This is a genomic window from Leifsonia sp. NPDC080035 (assembly GCF_040050925.1).
Lineage (GTDB): Bacteria > Actinomycetota > Actinomycetes > Actinomycetales > Microbacteriaceae > Leifsonia.
Window position 1 is genome coordinate 1759755 of sequence record NZ_CP157390.1, and the last position, 21434, is coordinate 1781188.

General features: G+C 71.4%; 19 protein-coding genes and 1 tRNA gene. 13 read left to right on the forward strand and 7 right to left on the reverse strand.

The annotated features are described in order from the left end of the window. Positions 1–24: 24 nt before the first annotated feature. The gene (locus AAME72_RS08630) at positions 25–1161 is read left to right on the forward strand and encodes a SpoIIE family protein phosphatase (protein ID WP_348789831.1); all 1137 of its coding nucleotides are present in this window, start codon (positions 25–27) and stop codon (positions 1159–1161) included. 106 nt (positions 1162–1267) lie between these two features. Here AAME72_RS08630 and pgm read toward each other — a convergent pair whose 3' ends face one another. Continuing rightward, positions 1268–2887, reverse strand: coding sequence for a phosphoglucomutase (alpha-D-glucose-1,6-bisphosphate-dependent) (gene pgm / locus AAME72_RS08635; RefSeq protein WP_348789832.1), 1620 nt, complete (start codon positions 2885–2887; stop codon positions 1268–1270). Between the two features lie 71 nt (positions 2888–2958). Between pgm and pheA the strand changes: the two genes are divergently transcribed. Both pheA and AAME72_RS08645 read left to right on the forward strand, forming a co-directional pair. Further along, positions 2959–3948 carry a prephenate dehydratase gene (gene pheA / locus AAME72_RS08640; RefSeq protein ID WP_348789833.1) on the forward strand — a complete coding sequence of 330 codons (990 nt, stop codon included), beginning with the start codon at positions 2959–2961 and terminating at the stop codon, positions 3946–3948. Between the two features lie 22 nt (positions 3949–3970). Next, on the forward strand, positions 3971–4645 hold the full coding sequence (locus AAME72_RS08645) for a hypothetical protein (protein WP_348789834.1): 675 nt from the start codon (positions 3971–3973) through the stop codon (positions 4643–4645). A gap of 152 nt (positions 4646–4797) precedes the next feature. Here the strand turns inward: AAME72_RS08645 and AAME72_RS08650 are convergent, their stop codons facing one another. Next, positions 4798–5784, reverse strand: coding sequence for a diacylglycerol kinase family protein (locus tag AAME72_RS08650; RefSeq protein ID WP_348789835.1), 987 nt, complete (start codon positions 5782–5784; stop codon positions 4798–4800). 36 nt (positions 5785–5820) lie between these two features. Here AAME72_RS08650 and serS point away from each other — a divergent pair, with 36 nt between their 5' ends. From serS to AAME72_RS08675, 5 genes are all read left to right on the forward strand, one after another. Beyond that, complete coding sequence (gene serS, locus AAME72_RS08655) at positions 5821–7086, forward strand: serine--tRNA ligase (protein ID WP_348789836.1); 1266 nt, start codon at positions 5821–5823, stop codon at positions 7084–7086. Further along, positions 7083–7880, forward strand: a complete 798-nt coding sequence (locus AAME72_RS08660; protein WP_348789837.1) for an HAD family hydrolase — start codon at positions 7083–7085, stop codon at positions 7878–7880. Before serS ends, AAME72_RS08660 begins: the two co-directional genes overlap by 4 nt. A 106-nt stretch (positions 7881–7986) precedes the next feature. Beyond that, entirely contained in the window at positions 7987–9303 is a 1317-nt protein-coding gene (locus AAME72_RS08665; protein ID WP_348789838.1) for an LCP family protein, read from the forward strand. A gap of 154 nt (positions 9304–9457) precedes the next feature. Continuing rightward, positions 9458–10693: an MFS transporter gene (locus AAME72_RS08670; protein WP_348789839.1), complete on the forward strand. Its 1236-nt coding sequence runs from the start codon at positions 9458–9460 to the stop codon at positions 10691–10693. Positions 10694–10732: 39 nt separating this feature from the next. Further along, positions 10733–10817, forward strand: a tRNA-Ser gene (locus AAME72_RS08675). 41 nt (positions 10818–10858) lie between these two features. On the opposite strand, the gene AAME72_RS08680 is transcribed toward AAME72_RS08675, so the two are convergent. The 3 genes from AAME72_RS08680 to AAME72_RS08690 form a co-directional block, all read right to left on the reverse strand. Beyond that, complete coding sequence (locus tag AAME72_RS08680; protein ID WP_348789840.1) at positions 10859–12820, reverse strand: potassium transporter Kup; 1962 nt, start codon at positions 12818–12820, stop codon at positions 10859–10861. A 129-nt stretch (positions 12821–12949) separates the two neighbouring features. Then, positions 12950–15691: an Ig-like domain-containing protein gene (locus AAME72_RS08685; RefSeq protein ID WP_348789841.1), complete on the reverse strand. Its 2742-nt coding sequence runs from the start codon at positions 15689–15691 to the stop codon at positions 12950–12952. A gap of 51 nt (positions 15692–15742) precedes the next feature. Continuing rightward, on the reverse strand, positions 15743–16198 hold the full coding sequence (locus AAME72_RS08690; protein WP_348789842.1) for a MarR family transcriptional regulator: 456 nt from the start codon (positions 16196–16198) through the stop codon (positions 15743–15745). A gap of 62 nt (positions 16199–16260) precedes the next feature. On the opposite strand from AAME72_RS08690, the gene AAME72_RS08695 reads away from it, so the two are divergent. Then, positions 16261–16629, forward strand: coding sequence for a VOC family protein (locus AAME72_RS08695; protein WP_348789843.1), 369 nt, complete (start codon positions 16261–16263; stop codon positions 16627–16629). A 23-nt stretch (positions 16630–16652) separates the two neighbouring features. On the opposite strand, the gene AAME72_RS08700 is transcribed toward AAME72_RS08695, so the two are convergent. Next, positions 16653–17234 carry a helix-turn-helix domain-containing protein gene (locus AAME72_RS08700; protein WP_348789844.1) on the reverse strand — a complete coding sequence of 194 codons (582 nt, stop codon included), beginning with the start codon at positions 17232–17234 and terminating at the stop codon, positions 16653–16655. 84 nt (positions 17235–17318) lie between these two features. On the opposite strand from AAME72_RS08700, the gene AAME72_RS08705 reads away from it, so the two are divergent. Then, positions 17319–18200: an NAD(P)H-binding protein gene (locus AAME72_RS08705; RefSeq protein ID WP_348789845.1), complete on the forward strand. Its 882-nt coding sequence runs from the start codon at positions 17319–17321 to the stop codon at positions 18198–18200. Here the strand turns inward: AAME72_RS08705 and AAME72_RS08710 are convergent. After that, complete coding sequence (locus AAME72_RS08710) at positions 18193–19080, reverse strand: aldo/keto reductase (protein ID WP_348789846.1); 888 nt, start codon at positions 19078–19080, stop codon at positions 18193–18195. The two genes, AAME72_RS08705 and AAME72_RS08710, sit on opposite strands and share 8 nt — an antisense overlap. An 80-nt stretch (positions 19081–19160) precedes the next feature. On the opposite strand from AAME72_RS08710, the gene AAME72_RS08715 reads away from it, so the two are divergent. From AAME72_RS08715 to AAME72_RS08725, 3 genes are all read left to right on the forward strand, one after another. After that, positions 19161–19742: a helix-turn-helix domain-containing protein gene (locus AAME72_RS08715; protein WP_348789847.1), complete on the forward strand. Its 582-nt coding sequence runs from the start codon at positions 19161–19163 to the stop codon at positions 19740–19742. Between the two features lie 96 nt (positions 19743–19838). Continuing rightward, the gene (locus AAME72_RS08720; RefSeq protein ID WP_348789848.1) at positions 19839–20669 is read left to right on the forward strand and encodes a mechanosensitive ion channel domain-containing protein; all 831 of its coding nucleotides are present in this window, start codon (positions 19839–19841) and stop codon (positions 20667–20669) included. A 2-nt stretch (positions 20670–20671) separates the two neighbouring features. Further along, complete coding sequence (locus tag AAME72_RS08725; RefSeq protein WP_348789849.1) at positions 20672–21391, forward strand: GAP family protein; 720 nt, start codon at positions 20672–20674, stop codon at positions 21389–21391. Positions 21392–21434 lie beyond the last annotated feature (43 nt).

The window sequence follows — 21434 nt, forward strand, 5'->3', positions numbered from 1 at the left end:
TAGACGGCTCGGTACAGTGGGGGCATGGTCACCGAGCAGCGCCGCCAGGAAGCCCTCTCCGCCCTCGGAATCCTCGACACGGCGCCGGAGGACCGCTTCGACAGGGTGACCCGGCTGGCCCAGCGGATGTTCGGCGTCCCGATGGTCAGCATCACCCTCATCGACGGCGACCGGCAGTGGCGCAAGTCGCACCGCGGCCTCACCACGGAGGCGCCGCGCGAGAGCGCGTTCTGCGACGTGACGATGCGGCAGGACTCCGCGCTCGTGATCGCGGATGCGCGGTCGGACGAGCGCTTCCAGGACAACCCGTTCGTCGTCGGCGACCCCCACCTCCGCTTCTACGCGGGCGAGCCGCTGCACGCGGCGGGCGGCGAGGCGGTCGGGACGCTGTGCGTGCTGGACACCGAGCCGCACGAGTTCAGCGACGAGGAGGCCGTGATGCTCCGGGACCTCGCCGACTGGGTGCAGGCCGAGCTGGTCAGGGACGACGACGCCGGCGGTGTCACCCTCGTGCAGACCGCGCTGCTGCCGCGCAGGAAGCCCGCTGCAACGGGCTTCGAGGTCGCGGCGGCGTGCGAATCGGGGGCCCGGGTCTCCGGCGACTTCTACGACTGGTACGACGTAGACGGCGGGTTCTGCGTGACCGTCGGCGATGTGGTCGGGGGTGGGATGCCCGCCGCGGTGGTCGCCACCACGGTGCGAGCTGCGCTCCGCAGCGCAACGCCGTACGCGGGCATCGAGCGGGCGATCGCCGAGGTCTCCCGGACGCTCGAGGAGGACCTCGGACGCCTCTCGCTGCTGGCGACGGTGCTGCACGCGCGCGTGTCGTCCGTCGGCGACGTCGAGTACCTGGATGCGGGTCACGGTCTCGCCTTCATCGTGCGCGAGGCGGGCGGCCTCGAACGTCTGGAGGGCGGCCTCCCGCTCGGCAAGAGCGCCGAGCGCGTCAGCCGCACCGCTCAGCTTGCGCCGGGGGATGCGCTGCTCTGCCTCAGCGACGGCGCATTCGACGCACTCGGCGGCGAGCACGGGCTGCGGCGCTCGGAGGCGATCGTCCGCGGCTCGGCGACACCGGCCGGCGCGGTCTCCCGCATCGTCGGCGCCGCCTGCGCCGAGCACCCCCTCAGCGAGGCGCTCGCGATCGTCGTGCGCCGCGGCTGAGAGGCTGGCCCTACCCAGCCTGCGTCGCCATCCGTTCCGGAGTTCTTCACGCAACACGCCGTGCGCGAGCGTGAACAACTCCGGAAGCGATTGCGACGGGGCCGCGCTAGCCGCCCAGCGCCTCCCCGACGATCCGCTTGGCCTCCTCCTGGACCTCGCGCAGATTCTCCTCGCCGGCGAACGACTCCGCGTAGATCTTGTAGACGTTCTCGGTGCCGCTGGGGCGCGCGGCGAACCACGCCTTCTCGGTCTGCACCTTCACGCCGCCGAGGGGAGCATCGTTGCCGGGCGCCCTGCTCAGCTTGGCCGTGATCGGCTCGCCCGCCAGCTCGGTGGCGGCGATCGCGTCGCCGTCGAGCTTGCTCAGCGCGGACTTCTGCTCCGGGCTCGCCGGCGCGTCCACCCGCTGGTAGACCGGGTCGCCGAAGCGCTCGGTCAGCTCCCGGTAGAGCTGGGAGGGGGACTTGCCCGTCACTGCGCGGATCTCGCTGGCGAGCAGGGCGAGCAGGATACCGTCCTTGTCGGTCGTCCACGCCGAGCCGTCGAAGCGCAGGAAGCTGGCGCCGGCGCTCTCCTCGCCGCCGAAGCCCACCGACCCGTCGATCAGGCCGGGCACGAACCATTTGAAGCCGACCGGAACCTCCCAGAGCCGACGGCCGAGCGACTCCGCCACGCGGTCGATGATCGACGAGGAGACCAGCGTCTTGCCGACCGCGGCATCCTGCCGCCAACCGGTGCGGGTGCGGAACAGGTAGTCGATCGCCACGGCGAGGTAGTGATTCGGGTTCATCAGGCCGCCATCGGGCGTGACGATGCCGTGCCGGTCGGCGTCGGCGTCGTTACCCGTCAGGATGTCGAACTCGCCGGCGCGGGCGACGACGGAGGCCATCGCGGACGGGCTGGACGGGTCCATCCGGATCTTGCCGTCCCAGTCCAGCGTCATGAAGCCCCAGGCCGGATCGACGTCCGGGTTGACGACCGTCAGGTCGAGCTCGTACCGGTCGGCGATCGCCTGCCAGTAGTGGACGCTCGCGCCGCCGAGCGGGTCGGCGCCGATGCGGATGCCGCTCTCGCGGATCGCCTTCACGTCGATGATGTTCTCGAGGTCGGCCACGTAGTTGCCGCGGAAGTCGTAGGTCTCGACGCCGGCCGGCTCCGCCATCCGCACGTCCCGCATCCCGTTCGCGATGATCTCGTTGGCACGGTTCGCGATCCAGCTCGTCGCGTCCGTGTCGGCGGGGCCGCCGTGCGGCGGGTTGTACTTGAAGCCGCCGTCGGAGGGCGGGTTGTGGCTCGGCGTGACCACGATGCCGTCGGCCTGGTCGTCGTGGCCGGCCTTGTTGTAGGCGATGATCGCGTGCGAGACGGCCGGGGTCGGCACCCAGTCGTCGAACTCGTCGACGAGGACACGGACCTCGTTGCCGACCAGGACCGCGAGCGCGGTGGTGGTGGCGAACTCGCTGAGCAGATGGGTGTCCGCACCGATGAACAGCGGGCCGGTGATGCCCTGCGAGGCCCGGTACTCGACGATCGCCTGCGTGGTGGCGGCGATGTGGTCCTCGTTGAACGCGGTGTTCAGCGAGCTGCCGCGGTGGCCGGACGTTCCGAAGACGACCCGCTGCTCCGGGATGCTCACGTCGGGCTTCAGCTCGTAGTACGCGCGCCGCAGGGCGTCGACGTCGATGAGATCGGAGGGCTGCGCGGGGGTGCCTGCTCGTTCGTCCATGGCCCCTATGCTTCCACGGCCGCGGGGCTGGAGCGAGGGGCGGCGCCCGTCGCGTCGCTAAGCTGAACGCCATGTCCGCCACTGCCGAACCGTCCGCCGAGCTGCCCGCGTCCGTCGACGAGGTCTACAGCTTCCTCGGACCGTCCGGCACGTTCACCGAAGCGGCGCTCGCGCAGGTGCCGGAGGCGCGCGGCAAGCGCTGGCGGGCCGTGAACAACGTGGGCGAGGCGCTCGCCGACGTGGTCGCCGGCCGCAGCGTCGCCGCGATGATCGCGATCGAGAACTCCATCGAGGGCGGCGTCTCGGTCGCCCAGGATGCGCTGGCGACCGTCCCTGGCCTGCGGATCGTGGGGGAGTACCTCGTCCCGGTGAACTTCGTGCTGGTCGCGCGGCCGGGGACGGCGCTCGCCGACGTGCGGACGATCAACGCGCATCCCGTCGCCTACGCGCAGTGCCACCAGTGGCTGGATGCGAACCTGCCCGCGCACGGGCACCTGCCGGCGTCGAGCAACGTCGCCGCGGCGGCGTCCCTGTTCGAGGGCAGCACCGCGGACGCCGCGATCGCCCCGCCCGGGATCGTCGACCACCACGACGTCGTCGTGCTCGCCGAGAACATCGGCGACAACCCGAACGCGGTCACCCGGTTCGTGCTGGTCAGCACCAGCCGCAGCGTCCCGGAGCCGACGGGCGCCGACAAGACCAGCCTCATCGCCGAGCTCCCCGACGACCGCCCCGGTTCGCTGCTCGACCTCCTGGAGCAGTTCTCCACCCGCGGCATCAACCTCAGCCTGATCGAGTCGCGGCCCATCGGCGACGCGCTCGGCCGGTACCGCTTCGTGATGGACGCCGACGGGCACATCCGCGACGAGCGGGTCGCCGACGCGCTGCTCGGCCTCCGGCGTTTCAGCCCGTCGGTGATCTTCCTGGGGTCGTACCCGCGCGCCGACAAGCTGCGCGTCGAGTTCGACCAGCGCTACCGCGACGAGGTGTTCACGGAGGCCCGCGAGTGGCTGGCGTCCCTGGTCGACGACGCCGGTGTCCCCGGGGGTTTCCGCGGGTAAGCTGCGCAGCAGGGAGGTCGGGATGATCGTGGACGACGAGCAGCAGGACTCCGCGCGCGGCTTCGACCCGCGGTACGATCCCGCGTTCCAGCGCGGCTACCGGCCGCAGCCGGGGGAGCGGCCCCGGACACGGCTTCGTGCGGCGACGCCGTCCGCCACGGCGTCCGCGTCCGCCGCCGGGTCCGCGCCCGAGCCGCGGCGGGACCAGCGACCGTTCCCCGCACGCGCGAGCGACGCCGGCGCCCAGCCGGCACCCGTTGAGGCGGCGGCGCTCTCGATCGTGCCCCCGCCGCAGAGCATCCCCGCATCCTTCGCGCAGGATGTGTCTGCGCCTGCGCCCGCGCCTGCGCAGGTGCCTCAGGCGTTCGTGTCGGCTACGGCACCGGGCACGAGCATCCTCGACCGGCTCGACCTGTCGCCGCGCCGCAACCCGCTGATGCTGGCGCTGTGGATCGTCGCCGCCGGGTTCGTGGTGCTCGGGATCGTGCTCTACTCCCTCTCCGTGTCGCTCTCGTACTCGGGTGCGACACCCAGCTCGGACGTGGGCACGCTCGTCGTCTCCCAGCTCGGCTGGATGATGGCCGGCCCGCTGATCACGATCGGTCTGGCCACCCTGGTCGCCCTGCTCTTCCTGACGGCCCTCGCCGGCCGCCGTCGTCCCGCCGTCGAGGAGCCGCCGGAGGACGAGGGGTACTGAGGGCGCCGACTGTGTCCGGGGTCCGTAATTCCGGCGATTCCGGCGGTTTCTCGCCGGGATCACCGTTGGAACGGTCGCTCGCGCCGCGTCTCGTCGCAAGCCTCCGGAGTTCCGGATCCCCACGTGTCGTCCGATGCGCGAGCGGGCGCGCGTCAGGCGGGGACGCGCACGCGCAGGCCGCGCTCGTCGACCGCCAGGTCGAGGCCGACGACGTCGCCGAACGCGTCCCCGTCCAGCTCGAACGGCTCCGGCTTCTCCAGACGCACCTGCACGGAGGACCCGCGCAGGTAGCTCAGCTGCGTCCGCACGGCACGGTCGGTGAACCGGATGATCCGGCGGCCGAGCGCGCTCTTGCGCAGCACCCGGTTCTCCCAGGTGACCTTGCGCCAGATCGCCAGCCAGCCGAACACGGAGGCCGGCTGCAGGATGGCGACGTCGAGCAGGCCGTCGTCGACCGAGCCGTCGGGGATCAGCTCCATGTTGCCCGGCAGCACCCCGCAGTTCGCGAACAGGATGGTGCTCACCTGCGCCGAGCGCTCGTGGCCGCCCTCCAGCCGAAACCGCACCCGGAGCTTGCGGGCCTTCGGGATCGAGCGGAAGCCCGCATCCACGTACGCCAGCCAGCCGAACCGGCGCTTCAGCTCCGGCCGGGTGTTGGCGATCATCTCCGCGTCGATGCCGATGCCGGCCATCACCAGGAAGGCGTGCTCGGTCCGGGAGCCGTCCTCGCGCTCGGCGCTCGCGACGCCGATGTCGATGCGACGGGTGACGCCGTCGAACGCGATCGCGCACGCGTCCTCGACGCTCGCGAACGGGACGCCGATGTTGCGTGCCAGCAGATTTCCGGTGCCCGACGGCAGCAGGCCGAGCGTCGCATCCCTGTCGCGCATGGCCTCGGCGACGGCGCGGACGGTCCCGTCGCCTCCCGCCGCCAGCACGAGCGCCGCCCCGCGCTCCAGGGCGTGCCTCGTCTGCGCCTGGCCGGCCTCCTCGGGAGTGGTCTCCAGCCACAGCAGCTCGACGTCGCCGGCGCGGGCGGCCGCGGCCTCGACCGCCGCGCGCACGCGGGGCACGTCGATCCGGACCGGGTTGTAGACGACGGCGACGACCGTCCGGTCCGCCCCCGCCCGATCAGCCACGGTTTCACGCTACCCGACGGCGATAGGGTAAGGGACGTGATCGATCCCGTCCTGCTCCGTGAGAACCCCGATGTCATCCGTCGTTCGCAGGAGGCGCGCGGCGACTCCGTGCAGCTCGTGGACGAGGCGATCCAGGCCGACCTCGAGCGCCGCTCCGCGATCACCGCCTTCGAGGAGCTGCGGGCCGAGCAGAACGCGTTCGGCAAGCAGGTCGCCCAGGCCCCGAAGGAGCAGAAGAAGGAGCTCGTCGCCCAGGCGCAGGCGCTCGCCGGGCGGGTGAAGGAGGCTCAGCAGGCGGCCAACACCGCCGAGGCGCACTTCGACGCCGTACTGCGCCGCATCGGCAACCCGATCGTGGATGGCGTCCCCTCCGGCGGCGAGGACGACTACGTGGTCCTCAAGGAGGTCGGCGATGTCCCCTCCTTCGATTTCGAGCCGCGCGACCACCTGGAGCTCGGCGAGCTGCTCGGCGCGATCGACATGCCGCGCGGCGCCAAGGTCTCGGGTGCGCGCTTCTCGTTCCTCCGGGGCATCGGCGCCCGCCTCGAGATCGCGCTGATGAACATGGCGCTGGACAAGGCGCTCGACAACGGCTTCGTCCCGATGATCACCCCAACGCTCGTGAAGCCCGAGGTGATGCAGGGCACCGGCTTCCTCGGCGCGCATGCCGACGAGGTCTACCACCTCGAGAACGACGACCTCTACCTCACCGGCACGAGCGAGGTCGCACTCGCCGGGTACCACGCCGACGAGATCCTCGACGTGACGGAGCCGCTGCGCTACGCCGGCTGGTCCACCTGCTACCGCCGGGAGGCCGGCTCGGCGGGCAAGGACACCCGCGGCATCATCCGGGTGCACCAGTTCACCAAGCTGGAGATGTTCGTCTACACCCTCCCCGAGCAGGCGGAGGCGGAGCACGCGCGCCTCCTCGCCTGGCAGGAGGAGATGATGCAGGCGCTCGGCCTCAGCTACCGCGTCATCGACACGGCGGCGGGCGACCTCGGTTCGAGCGCCGCGCGCAAGTTCGACGTGGAGGCGTGGATCCCGACCCAGGGCCGCTACCGCGAGCTCACGTCCACCTCGAACTGCACCACGTTCCAGGCGCGACGGCTGGAGATCCGGCACCGGACCGAGAGCGGCAAGACCGCTCCCGTGGCCACGCTCAACGGCACGCTCGCGACGACGCGCTGGCTGGTCGCGATCCTCGAGACCCACCAGCGCGAGGACGGGTCGGTGCTGGTGCCGGAGGCGCTCCGGCCCTACCTCGGCGGCCTCGAGGTGCTGGAGCCGGTCGCCCGGTGAGCGACCGGCTGCTCATCGCGCTCGACGTCGACGGGACGCTCATCCACGAGGATGAGTCCGTCGGCGATGCCGTGCTCGCCGCCGTCGCCCGGGTGCGCGACGCCGGCCACGAGGTCATGCTCGCCACCGGGCGCAGCTGGGAGACCGCGCGGCCCATCCACGAGAAGTTCGGGCTGACCAGCGAGTTCGTCGTCTGCGCAAACGGAGCGCTGACGATGCGGCGGGATGACACCGTCGAAGGTGGTTACCGGCGCGAGTTCATCGAGACGTTCGACCCGACCGAGGTGCTGCGCACCATCCGGCCGCACCTGCCCTCCGGGAGCTTCATGGTGGAGGACCCGACCGGGTTCCGCCGCTACACCGAGGGCATGACCGACTGGGAGCTGATCAACGCCGAGCAGGTGAGCTTCGAGGAGCTGACCGAGCATCCCGCGACCCGCGTCGTCGTGGTCTCGCCGCAGCACGACGAGGAGGAGTTCCTCGCGATCGTCGAGCGGATGGGCCTGCAGCGGGTCAGCTACTCGATCGGCTGGACGGCATGGCTGGACATCTCGCCGGACGGCGTCAGCAAGGCGACGGCGATGGAGCGTGTGCGCCACGCCCTCGACATCCCCACCGCGGCTCTGGTGGCGGTGGGCGACGGCCGCAACGACCTGGAGCTGCTGCAGTGGGCGGCCGCCGACGGCAGGGGCGTTGCGATGGGCCAGGCGCCCGATGAGGTCAAGGCGATCGCGTCGGAGGTGACGGGGACGGTCGTCGAGGATGGTCTCGCCCAGGTGCTCAACACGCTCTGACCAGGACTTCTCTCGTCCAGACCTTTGCCAGCCGGGTGTGTCAAACTGATAGACGGTGTGCATTCTCCTGCGCACCGGTCCGAGCATCGCGCGTGAAGGGGAGTGAATGAACGAGATGCCCACCCGCGCCCAGGCGCGTGCGAAGGAGAAGTCCGCTGGACCTTCCGTCGCCAGGCACGGCCGCCTCAAGCGGCACCACCCGTTCAAGACCCTCGCGATGTTCCTGGTCGCCGCCGTTGCCGTCGTCGGCATCAGCGGCGCCGGCGTCGCCGCGTACGCGGCGTACGACGTGGCGAGCAGCCTCAAGCCGTCCGTCAAGCTGGTGGATGCGAAGGGCAAGACCGTCGTCCCCAAGGTCGGGGCCATGAACGGCGCGTTCAACGTGCTCCTCGCCGGGTCGGACAGCGGTGGCGGGAACGCGGCGTACGGCGATCGCGGGGAGAATCTCAACGACGTGACGATGCTGCTGCACGTCTCCTCGGACCACAAGAACGCGACGGTGATCAGCTTCCCGCGCGACATGTACGTCTCCATCCCGTCCTGCCCCGACCCCAAGGGCGGCAGCTTCGACGCGATGAGCCGGCAGAAGATCAACAACTCGCTCAGTTACGGCGGCCTCGCCTGCACGGTGCTGACGGTGCAGAAGCTGACCGGGCTCGACATCCCGTACGCGGGTGTGATCGAGTTCGACGGCGTGATCGAGATGTCGAACGCGGTCGGCGGTGTCCCGGTCTGTGTGGCCGGTGACATCACTGACCCGTACACGGGCCTGGATGTGAAGGCCGGCGAGAACACGCTGCAGGGCTCGCAGGCGCTCGCCTTCCTCCGCACCCGGCACGGCGTCGGTGACGGCTCCGACCTCGGCCGCATCAGCAACCAGCAGGTGTTCCTCTCCTCGCTGGTGCGCACGATCAAGAGCGCCGACACCCTGGCGAACCCGGCGAAGATCTTCGGGATCGCCAAGGCGGCCACCAGCAACATCGAGCTGTCGGAGAGCCTGAACAACGTGACGACGATCGCCTCGATGGCGGTGGCGCTGAAGAACATCGACGTGAGCAAGGTCGTGTTCGTGCAGTACCCGAACCACTACGAGGGCGACGGGGTGGTGCCGACCGAGGATGCGGCAGACACGCTGATGACGGCGCTCAAGAACGACCAGCCGGTCACCCTGACCGGTGACACCGGCGTCGGCTCGGAGGCCGACCCGAAGTCGCAGCCCACCCAGGCCCCGGCGACCCAGGCCCCTGCCACGCAGGCTCCGGCGACGCAGGCCCCTGCGACCCAGGCTCCTGCGACCCAGGCGCCGACGAGCGGCTCGTCCGGCGCGGGTTCCGGGAACGGCTCCGGCTCCGTCGAGCTTCCGGACAACGTCCACGGCCAGACGGCCGCGCAGGTCACCTGCTCCAAGCCCTACCAGGACTGAGCGGCCCGGGGGATGGCGGGAACATCCCGCCATGCCCCAGACTTGTACCAACTGAACTACGTGTATCTACCTGGCGCCGGCCCTGTGCGGCGGCGGACTAAGGCGGCACTCGACGCCCGCGGTCCACCGCGAAGCACAGAAAGCCAACCGACACATGACCAGAACCGAGAGCCGGCAGCAGCCTGCCACGCTCGTCCAGGCGGCAGGACTCTCCTACTTCCCGGTCGCGCTCCTCGCCCGTCTGCCGTACGCCATGATGGTCGTCGGCGTGCTGACCCTCGTCGTCTCCGCCCGCGGCGAGCTCGCGCTCGGAGGTCTGACCTCCGCGATGGTGGGCCTCGGCACCGCGGTCCTCGGCCCGCTGATCGGCGCCGCCGCCGACCGGATCGGCCAGCGCAGGGTGGTGCTGATCACGGCGATCGCGAACAGCGTGGCCCTGCTCGGCATGGCGCTCATCGTCTTCAGCCCTGCCGCCGACATCTTCGTGCTGCTGGTCGCCTTCGCTATCGGCGCGACCGCACCGCAGGTCTCGCCCATGTCCAGGAGCCGCTTGGTCGGCATCATCGCCGACCGCCTCCCGGGCGACCGTCACGCGTCCGTGCTGAACGGGACGATGGCCTACGAGTCCGCGGCCGACGAGGTCGTCTTCGTGTTCGGTCCCTTCATCGTCGGCCTGCTGGCGACCACGCTGAATCCCGCCGCCCCGGTCATCGGCGCGGCCGTGCTGACGCTCGTGTTCGTGACCGCGTTCGCGCTGCATCCCAGCGGCCGTGCTGTCCCGCTCGCGGTGGACGGCATGCCGGTCCGTCAGGCGCCCGCGCGGGAGCTGGCGCGTCCCTCGCTCGTCGCGGTCACCGTCGGGGTGCTCGGGATGGGCCTGTTCTTCGGCTCGATGCTGACCGCGCTGACCTCGTTCCTCTCCGACTTCGGGCATCCCGAGCAGGCCGGCCTCGTCTACGGCGTGATGGGCGTCGGGTCCGCGGCCCTCGCGCTCGGTGTCGCCTGGTTCCCGCTGCGATTCAGCCTGCGCGCCCGCTGGCTGACGTTCGCGGGCATCCTCACCGTGTCCACCCTCGCCCTGCCGCTGGTCTCGACCGTGCCGGGGATGCTGATGGTGCTGCTTGTCGCCGGGATCGGCGTCGGGCCGACCCTCGTGACCCAGTACAGCTTCGGCGCCGAGCGCAGCCCGCTGGGGCGCTCCGCGACGGTGATGACCATCCTCGGCTCGGCCGTGATCGTCGGTCAGTCGGCCGCGTCCGCCCTGGTCGGCGCGCTCGGCGAGAGCCTCGGCACCCAGGCCGCCATGCTGGCGCCGCCCGCCTCGGCACTGATCGTTCTCGGCGCCGGCATCGCCAACTGGTTCCTCACCGGCCGACGGCCGGTCGCCTGAGGTTCGCTAGACTCGCTCCCGACGCCGCGCGCGGCGCCGGGAGGGCTGTCCGAGCGGCCGATGGAGCCAGTCTTGAAAACTGGTGGGCAGAAATGTCTCGTGGGTTCGAATCCCACGCCCTCCGCAGACGGAAGCGGGGCGATCACGGCATGATCGACACGCGGCCTAGATCTCGACGTCGCTGCCCATCGTGACGGTGCGGAGGGCCGGGAGCCCGAAGCGGGCGGCCGGGTCGGCGGCGTTGTGCGCGAGCGCCACGAACAGACCTCGGCGCCACGGCACCATGCCCTGACGGCGGGTCACCCGGATCGCACCGCGGGAGATGAAGTACGAGGCCTTCTTGAAGTTCGCGGAGTCGAGCGGGAGCGCCCCCACCCGCACGGCGGCGCGCAGCGCGCGCGGGATGTCCGGGTCGTCGGAGAACCCGAACCGGATGCCGAGGAACTCGATCCCGTCGTCCGTGTAGCCGAGGGCGTCGTAGTCGAAGGCCTCCTCGGGCGGCACGTGCGGCACCTGCGCGAAGGTGACCGCGACGATGATGACGTGCTCGTGCAGCACGTGGTTGTGCTTGACGTTCGCCCGCAGGGCCAGCGGCACCGTCTCCTTGCTCGGGTGCGGGAAGATCGCGATCCCCGGCACGCGCGGAAGGCGCATCCTGCGCACCTCCTCCACGAAGTCGGCGAGCGACCCCTCCTTGCGTTTGCGGTCCGCCTGAACAAGCTGCCGGCCGCGGCGCCAGGTCGTCATGACCAGGATGACGACGGCGGCGATCAGCAGCGGCACCCAGCCTCCGTTGATGATCTTGGAGAGGTTGCCGGCCAGGAACGCGAGTTCCAGGCCGCCGAACGCGACCGCCGCGAGCACGAGCTTCCACGGCGCCCAGTGCCAGAGCGGGCGCGCGACCAGCAGGAGCAGCACCGTGTCGACGACCAGCGCACCGGTCACCGAGATGCCGTAGGCGGTCGACAGTCGGTCGGAGGAGCCGAACGAGAGCGTCACCGCCATGACCCCGATGAACAGCAGGATGGTGACCGCCGGCATGTAGATCTGGCCGCCCTCCCGCAGCGAGGTCTGCTGGATCTTCAGCGGAGGCAGCAGGCCGAGCTGCACCGCCTGCCGCGACAGCGAGTAGGCGCCGGAGATCACCGCCTGACTGGCGATCACGGTGGCCGCGGTGGCGAGGATCACGACTGGGAGGCGTCCCCACTCGGGGATGAGCAGGAAGAACGGGTTGGCGCGGGCGGACGGATCGTTCAGCACCAGCGCCGCCTGGCCCAGATAGTTGAGCACGAGCGCGGGGAACACCAGGAAGAACCAGGCGCGCCGGATCGGCGAGCGGCCGAAGTGGCCCATGTCGGCGTAGAGCGCCTCCGCGCCGGTGATGACGAGCACCACGGCCCCCAGGGCGATGAACGAGAGGAACGGGTGCCCGATGATGAACGCGACGGCGAAGGTCGGCGAGAGCCCGAGCAGCACCTCGGGGTGCTGGACGACCATCGCCAGGCCGGCCGCGGCGATCACGACGAACCACAGCACCATGACCGGGCCGAACAGCACGCCGACCCGCCCGGTGCCGAACCGCTGAACGGCGAACAGGGCGACCAGGATGACCGCCGCGATCGGGATGACCAGGTGCGAGATCGCCGGGACCGTGACGTGCAGGCCCTCGACGGCGGACAGCACGCTGATCGCGGGCGTGATGATCGAATCCCCGTAGAAGAGCGCGACGCCGACGATCCCGATCACGAGGAGGGTGCCGGCCTTGCCCGCCTTGGAGGCGTACAGGCGCTGCGCGAGTGCGGCGAGTGCCATGACCCCGCCCTCCCCGTCGTTGTCCGCCCGCATCAGGATCGCGATGTACTTGATCGAGACGATGATCGTGACGCTCCAGAAGATGAGCGAGATCACGCCGAAGACGTCGTCCTGCTGCGCCCGCACCGCTCCGCCGTCGAGCAGGAAGACGGTCTTCAGGGCGTACAGAGGGCTGGTGCCGATGTCGCCGAAGACCACGCCGAGCGCGGCGAGGGCCGCACCGTACATGACGCGCCGGCGGCGGTCCGCCCGCGGCGGGATGCGGGTCTCATCGTCCACGTCTTCGTGCGTGACGGCAGCGTGTTTCTCGTGCACGCGGCACACGCTACGCCGGTTCCGGTCGAACATCGCTGCGGCTTTCCCGGAGTTGCTCGCTCAAGCTGCGTTACGTAACGATTGCGCCTGCGCGAGCACGCGCAGTCGCTCCGTGCGAGGGCAGCCGCGTCAGCGGTCCTCGCGCCGCGGACGGCGCCGCAGGCGGAGGGTGAGCGCTCCGGCCGCGATGCCGGCTGCCGATGCCCAGAGCAGCCAGGTGGAGACGCCCGAGCCGGTCGAGGCGAGGTCGCCGCCGCTGCCGGGTGCCGCCGCGCCACTGGCGCCGGACCCGTCACCCGCGCCGCCCGTACCGCCTCCGCCGTCCGGCGGGTTCACGGGGGGAATCGTCGGGCCGATCACCGTGACCGTGACGGTGGTGGTCGCGCACAGGTCCGGGTTCAGCACGGAGCAGATCGTGTAGGTGAAGGTGTCCGTCCCGCTGAAGCCGGGAGCCGGTGTGTAGACGATCGACGCGCCGTCGATGCTCGCGGTGCCGTGGCCCGGGGCAGTCGCGACGAAGGGAGCCGAGGCGGCGCCGAGGTCGTTGTCCTTCACGGGGATGGTCACGGCGGTCTCGGCCGGGGTGGTCGCGGTGTCCGGGTTCGCGATCGGGTATACATCCACGGTGACCATCGCCGTCGCGCAGAGACTCGGGTCGCCGTTGTCGCAGACGATGACCGGGTACGTCTCGGTGCCAGTGAAGCCCCGACGAGGGCTGTAGGTCGTCTCCGCTCCGTTCACGGCCGCCGTGCCGGAGCGCGGAGGCTCGCCCGGGATGTAGGTCAGGGTCTGCCCGACATCGGGGTCCGAGGCGACGATCGTTCCAGTGACCGGGGTGCCGGTCACGGTGGTCAGGTGCAGAGGCTGGACGACGGGCGGGTGGCCTGCGGGAACGACGTCCACAGTGACGGTGGCCGTGGCGCAGAGGGCGGTGTCCGTCGGAGAGCAGCGCTGATACACGAACGAATCCGTGCCGGTGTAACCGGCGTCGGGCGTGTAGGTGATGCTTCCGGTCGCGGCGTCGACCGTGACCGATCCGTGGGCCGGTGCCGTGACGAGGGCGGGTTCGGTCTCCGCGCCGAGGGAGTCGTTCGCCGCCACCGGGATCACGACGGGCGTGTCCGCGAAGGCCTGCGCGGTGTCGTCGGCGGCGGTCGGCCGGATCGGAAGGAACACGGAGGAGGTGGCGCAGAGGACCGGTGAGCCGTCGTCGCAGACGGTGTACTCGAAGGTGTCGTCGCCGGTGAAGTCGACGTCCGACCGGTACACGAAGACGCCGCCCGGTGCGATCACGGCCCTGCCGTGCGCCGGCCGGGTCGAGATCGTGTAGGTGAGCGTCTGGCCCGCATCCGGGTCGGCGGCGGTGACGCGGCCGAAGAGCGCGACGTTCGTGAAGCCGGGCTGGATGGCGGGGAACGCGTTCGGCGGGTTGTTCGCCGGTGGCGGTGTTGCGACGACCGTGGTGTCCGCCTGGCTGTCCGGGCTGCTGCCGTCGTTGTCCGCCGGGTTCGGGTCCTGCGTTGTCGCGGTGGAGCTCGCGGTGTCGTGGAGCACGGTCCCGACGGCAGCGGCCTGGCTCACGGTGAGCGTGCGCGTGGTCGATGCGCCGACGGCAAGCGCGCCGATGTCCCACGTCACCGTCCCGCCCGTCACGGTGCCGCCGCCGGCGTCGACCACGCCGGTCGCCTCCGCGGGCAGCCGGTCGGTCGCGACCACGCCTGCGGCGTCGTCCGGGCCCGCGTTGGCGATCGTCAGGGTGTAGGCGACGTTGCCGCTCTCGAGCACGGTCGCCGGTCCCGTCTTCGTCACGGAGACGTCCGCGAACGGGATCGGTTCATCGGCGCATCCCGGCCGGGGTGTCTCGAAGTCGCCGGGCGGCAGGCCGGTGACGCGCACCACGTTCGCCACCGTACCGGTCTGCACGTCGAAGATGCTGCCGGCGGGGGCCTGGGTCACGACCTGGATCGGTGAGCCCGCCGAGTCCCCCGTGAACCTGCCCTGCACGCTGGTGGCTCCGGTGAACCGGTAGCCGCCGAATCCCGAGACGGTGCCGTCATCGGCGAGCCCGGTCGCGGCGAGCGCGGCCTCGACCGACTGCTGCCAGCTGCCGTTGTTGGTGAAGACGCCGGAGGCGATCACGATGCCGGAGTTGGTCGAGCCGGTGGCGTTGTTCGCGAGCGCGCCGCCGGTCCGCACCCGGCAGGAGTTCGCGAAGGCCGCGCCGCCGTTGATGGTCAGCGGGCCGGCGACCTCCACGGTCCCGGTGTTCTGCAGGAGGCCGTTGAAGGTGGCGGCGCCGTTCACGGTGGTGACGCCGGTGTTCTTGAGGCTGGCGCCGGAGTTCTCGTTGAAGGCGCCGTCGATGGTGAGGGTGCCGGCGCTGTCGAAGGTGCCGGAGGAGGGGGAGAAGCCACCGCTGACGGTCAGAGCGCCCCCGGCCGCGATCGTGAACATGGATGCGCCGTTCACGTTGAGACCCGCGAACGTCGCCGTCCCCTCCACCCCGAGCGCGAATCCGGTGCCGACGGACACCGACGGGAAGGCCGCGTTGCCACCGGCGGCTATCACGACCGAGCCGGCCGCGTTGTTCATGTAGGCCGGCTGAAGCGAGGCGCCCGAGGCGACGCAGAGGGTCGCCCCGGATGGCAGGGCATCGATCCCGCCGCCGAAGCTGCCGGAGGCGAGGAGCACGGTCTCGCCCGCGGCGACGGAGACGGAGGGCGCGGAGGCGTCGAGGGTCCTGGTCGGGGTCGCGCACTGCGACGCGAAGGACGCCTGCGCGGGCGCGAGCGGGCCGGTCACCGCGAGAACGGCCCCCACCGCGATGGCGGCGAGGGCTGCGACGAGGCTTCTTGTGCGGAGTCCGCCCATGGCGGGAAGTATCCCACCGCGCTCACGGGAGCGATAGACCCGGCGTTCCGGCTACGCGGAACCGGCGTCGCGGAGCGCGCGGACCATGCTCTGCAACGCCTGGAACGCCGCCGACTGCTCGGACTCGGACATCCCGGCGAGCATCCGCCGCTCCACCGAGCGGACCGCGGCGCTCGCCGCCTCCAGGCTCCGGCGGCCGCTCGCGGTCAGCCGGGTGGGGAGCGCCTTGCCGACGGGCGCCTCCGTCGCCCGGGTGACGAAGCCGTCGCGCTCCAGCGCCTGAAGCAGCACGTTCATCGTCTGGCGCGTGACGAACGTGCCGCGGGCGAGCTCCGAGTTGGACAGGCCCGGGCGCTGGGCGAGCAGTTCGAGGCAGGAGTAGTGGGTCACGCTCATCCCGAGCGGCCGCAGCACCTCCTCCATCGCCGCCCGCAGCGCGCTGGACGCCTCCTTCAGTACGTAGCCCAACGACGTCTCGAGGTGGATGCTGTCGTCGCCTTGACTCATGTCAGTATTCTGACATACGCTGAGCCATGTCAGAAAACTGACACGTAACGAAGGAGCATCCCATGTCCGCCACCGGACCCGACTTCCTCTCCCTGCAGACGCGCGACCTCGCCGCCTCGCAGGTCTTCTACGAGCGCTATCTCGGCCTCGTCCGCTCCCCGGCCGGCCCGCCGCACGCCGTCGTCTTCGACACAGCGCCGATCGCGTTCGCACTCCGCGACCTCGTTCCCGGCACCGACCTCGACGCGGTTCCGCAGCCCGGCATCGGTGCGGCGATCTGGTTGCACGCGACCGACGTCCAGGCCATCCATGACGCGCTCGCCGCCGACGGCCACCGCATCGTCTCCGCGCCGATCGACGGCCCGTTCGGCCGCACCTTCACCTTCGCCGACCCGGACGGGTACCACGTCACGCTGCACAACCGGGCGTGAGCGCGGGCTCGTAGCGCGGTGCGTCAGGCCGAGGGCGCGGGAGCTGAGGGTCGCGGCCGCACGCCCTCCAGTTGGAGCCGCACGTGGCGGCGCCAGTCCTCGTTTTCCCCCATGTTCGCCATGGCGCCGCGGGTGACGAGGATGAAGTCGTCGGCTCCGAAGTCCTCGCGCAGCACAGACTCTCGCACGGCGCGTTCGACGATCCGTGACACCACCTCGCGGAACGCCGTCTTCTCGGCCGAGATCGCCTCCCATCGCGGCTCCTCCGGGCCGAGCAGCGCCCGGCGGAACGCGGAGTCGCCCGCGACCGACTCCAGGTAGCCGTCGAGCAGCGCGGTGAAGGCCGCGTCGGCGTCCGGCAGCTCCTCCGCGGCGCGGGCGAGGTCGGTCGCCGCGGCGAACCGGCGACCGACGATCGCCGCGACCAGCGCGTCCTTGTCGGCGAAGTGCCGGTACAGCGTCCCGACCCCGACTCCGGCGCGCGCCGCGATCTCCTCGATCTGGACGTCGTCCCCGCGCTCGCCGAGCAGGTCGCCCGCGGCGGTCAGCAACGCCTCCCGGTTGCGGCGCGCGTCGGCGCGGAGGGGGCGGGCCGGAGACGTCATGGCATCCGAGTGTAGTTGACACGGGCGGGGATGCGGGTGTTATGGTGAAGCGGAATTCCGGTTCCGATTAGAAAGAGGATCCACGTGATCGTCATCACCACCCCCACCGGCCAGATCGGCGCGAGCCTCGTGCGCGAGCTCCTCGAGCGCGGCGAGAGCCTGCGCGTGGTCGCCCGGCGTCCCGAGGCTCTGGACGAGCGGGTCCGAGAGCGCGTCGAGGTCGTGGCCGGCAGCCACGCAGACCCCGCCGTTCTCGACGCCGCACTCGCCGGTGCCGACGCGCTCTTCTGGCTGGTCCCACCCGGCCGCTCCGCCGCCGGCGCGCGGGCGTACTACCTCGACTTCACGGAGCCGGCCGTCGACGCGATCCGCCGGAATGGGGTCGGTCACGTGGTTGGGGTCACGAGCGCGGGGCACGGCTGGGCCGGGGATGCCGGTGTGCTGTCCGCGGCCTTCGCCATGGACGAGCGGCTCGCGGCATCGGGCGCTGCCTACCGTGCACTGTCGCTGCCGTTCTACCTGGAGAACCTGCTCGGGCAGCTGGACGCGATCCGCGACCAGGGCTTCTTCTCCCTGGCCGCGCCCGGCGACCGGCCGTTCGCCACGATCGCCACCGACGACATCGCCGCGCGCGCCGCCGGCCTGCTCGCCGCCCGCGACTGGTCCGGTCGACAGGATGTGCCGCTCTTCGGCCCGGATCGGCTCACGCTGGAGGAGCTGGCCACCGTGATGAGCGAGGAGCTGCACCGTCCCGTCGCATACCGCCCCATGACGATCGACCAGCTGGCGTCCGCGATGCGTGCGGGCGGCGCCGGCGAGCAGGCCGTCCGCGACACCACCGAGATGTTCGCGGCGCAGGTCGACGGCATCTACGACGCGGACTGGGCCAGGGCCGAGACCGGGAGGATCGACGCCCGCACCTGGTGCCGGACGGTGCTCGCGCCGCGAGCCGGCGGCCTCAGCTAGCGGCGGCTGCCTCCGCGACGGGCCGCAGTGCATCCATGACCTCGGGTGGAAGCACCAGCTCTCCCGCCGCGATGTTCTCGGCGAGGTGGGCGGCGTTCTTCGTCCCGGGGATGAGCAGCGTGCGCTCGTACCGCGCGAGAAGCCAGGCGAGTCCGAGCTGAGAGGGCGTCACGCCCAGCTCGGACGCCGCGGCGATCACGGCGTCCTGCTCGGTGACCTTCGGCATCCCGGGGAAGGCGCCGCCGAGTGGGAAGTACGGCGCCCAGGCGATCGACTCGGCACGGACGAGGTCGAGCACCGGCTCGCTGGAGGCGTCGACGAGGCTGTGCGCGTTCTGCACGGCGGCGATACCGATCGGGATCGCGGCGCGCACCTGGTCCCGGCTCACGTGGCTGAGGCCGATCGCGGCGAGCTTGCCCTCGTCCCTGAGTGCCGAGAGCTCGGACAGCTGGTCGTCGAGGGGGACGACCTGGTCGCCGGTGGCCACGATGCCGGGTGCGACGTCCGCGCGTCGGAGGTAGACGAGGTCGATGCGGTCGAGTCCGAGCTGCTGCAGGTTGGTCTCGACGCTGCGCCGCAGCTCGTCCGGCTTCTGCGCCGGCCGCAGCCGGACCTCGGGGTCGTGCACGGCGCCGATCTTGGTCGCGACCACGACATCCTGTGCGCGGTCCCGGATCGCGTCGCCGATGGCCCGGTTGATCGCTCCATCGGCGTAGAACTCCGCGGTGTCGATGTGGTTCACGCCCCGATCGAGGACGTCGCGCAGGAAGGCGACGGCGTCCGCGTGCGTCATCGACAGGCGGTGTACGTCCCCGAGCTGCATGGCGCCGTAGCCGACGCGGCGGACCGGCTTTCCGGCGAGGCGGGTGAAATCGGTCATGTCGACCTCCATTGTGCGAGAATCGGACGAAGCGGAATTCGTTCCGTTTCGTGGTTCCAGCTAAACGGAAGGTGTTCCGGTTGTCAACATCCGCGAGCGGAAAGCCCGCGCTGCGCGCCGACGCCGCCCGCAATCGGGCGAAGATCCTGGAGGCCGCCCGGCGGCTCTACGAGGAGTCCGGCGAGGCCGGTCCCGAGCAGGTCGCCCGTGCCGCCGGCGTCGGCGTCGGCACCCTGTACCGGCACTTCCCGAACCGGGAGGCGCTCGCCGCGGCCGTCTACGAGGACGAGCTGGAGCAGGTGGCCGTCGCCGCCTCCGAGCTGCTGCGGACCGACGCACCCGCCGACGCGCTCCGGCAGTGGATGGACCGGTTCGCCCGCCGCTTCGACATGAAGCGCGCGATGGGCGACGCCGTCTGGTCGCTCGTCCGCGGCGGCGCCGTGACCGCTGGCACGTCCCGGGCGCGCCTGACGGAGGCCGCGCAAGTGCTGGTGGACGCGGGGATCGAGAGCGGGGACCTCCGGCCGGACGTCCGCGGCGAGGACGTGGTGGTGGCGCTCGTCGGCATCTGCGTCACCTGCCCCGACGCCGACCAGCGCGAGCAGGCCGGGCGCCTGATGGACCTGCTGCTCGCCGGGGTGATGGCGCCAGGCCGCCGCTAGACGCGAGCGGACCGGCCCCGGTAGCCTCGCCGCCGATGGCGCTCGGGTCGCCCGGTGCGGTGGGACACCCGTCGAGGCGCGACGAGGAGGTGCCTGGTGGTCGACGCGGCGAGCCCGTCCGACGCGGTCGGCTTCTTCGCCGGGCTCGACCCGTGGGATGTGGGGTTCGCGCTCGCGTCGGTCGTCGCGGGAGTGCTGCTCGGCATCGCCGCCTACCGCGGCGTACAGAAACTCCTGGGCCGCATCGGCGGGCTCTCGCCCGACCTCATCCGTCGGGTCGCGCGGATCTCCCGGCTCGTCGTCATCCTGCTCGGTGTCGGCATCGCGATCGCGTTCCTCGGCGCGCCCATCCAGCCGGTTCTCGCGATCGCGGTCATCGTCGCCGTCGTGGCCGTGCTGGCGCTGCGCGGCATCTCGGAGAACTTCGCGGCCGGAGTCGTCCTGCAGACCAGGCGGCCGTTCCATGTCGGCGACGTGGTGGAGATCTCGGGGTTCACCGGCATCGTCCGGGAGCTCAACAGCCGGACCGTGGTGCTCCGCACGATGGACGGCCGGGTGGCGCACATCCCGAACGCCGACGTGATCGGCCAGCCGTTCGTGAACGAGTCGGAGCTCGGCGGCCGGCGGGCGGAGGTCCAGGTGCGGGTGGCGGCGCCTCCCGCCGAGGTGGAGGCATTCCGCGGGCGCATCGCGGACGCGTGCGCGAGCGTCGACGGCGTGCACAAGCGAGAGCCGGTCCGGGTGCTCACCACCGCCACCGAACCGGGCCGGCTGACCTTCACCGCTCGGTTCTGGCACCAGGCCGGGCATGGGCCCGAGGTCGTCGCCGCCGTGGTCGACGCGATCACCGCCGGGCTCGCCGGAACACCGGCGACCGTCACCTCCGCGCACCCCGAACCTCCGCTGACGCCGCCGGGGACGGTGTGAGCGTGGGCGGGCTGATCGTCGACCTCATCCCGCCGCTGTTCGGCATCCTCCTCAGTCCGCTCGCGCTGATGGCGCTCATCGCGGTGCTCGTTTCGGACCGCTCCCGGGCGAACGGCATCGCCTTCGCGCTCGCCTGGCTGGCCGGCATCGTGATCGCGCTCGCCGCGTTCTTCGCCCTGTTCGGCGCCCTGCAACTCCGATCCGCGCGGCACCCGCCGCTCTGGGTGCCGATCGTGCAGCTCGTCATCGGGGCGGTCCTCGTCCTCGGCGCCGTCATCGTGTACCGCCGCGGGAAGGCGCGCATCGCGCTGATGGCTATGGCGAGCAGCCCCCGCGAGGTCGCAGCGGCCGCACCACAGCTCCCGGGCTGGCTGCAGCAGGTCGCCTCGTTCCGCCCGGGACGGACGTTCCTGCTGGGACTGGGACTGTTCGTGCTCAATCCGGTGGATGTCTCGTGCGCCATCATCGCCGCGCTCGAGGCCCGGCAGGCCGCGGTCACGACGGAGGCTGCGGTCGTCGTGCTCACGGTCTTCGCGCTGATCGCCTCGCTGTCGATCGTGGCGCCTGTGCTGGTGGTCGTGGTGCGCGGGAAGGCGGCCGAGCCCTTCCTGCTGCGCACCCGCGGCTGGGTGGCAGGGAACACGCACGTGCTCAACGCGGCCCTGCTCCTGGTGATCGGGGCGCTGCAGCTGCAGAAGGGGCTGACCGGGCTGGTCGGGTGAAGACGGGTCTTGAGAGAACCCTCAGGATCGTTCCATGATGGGG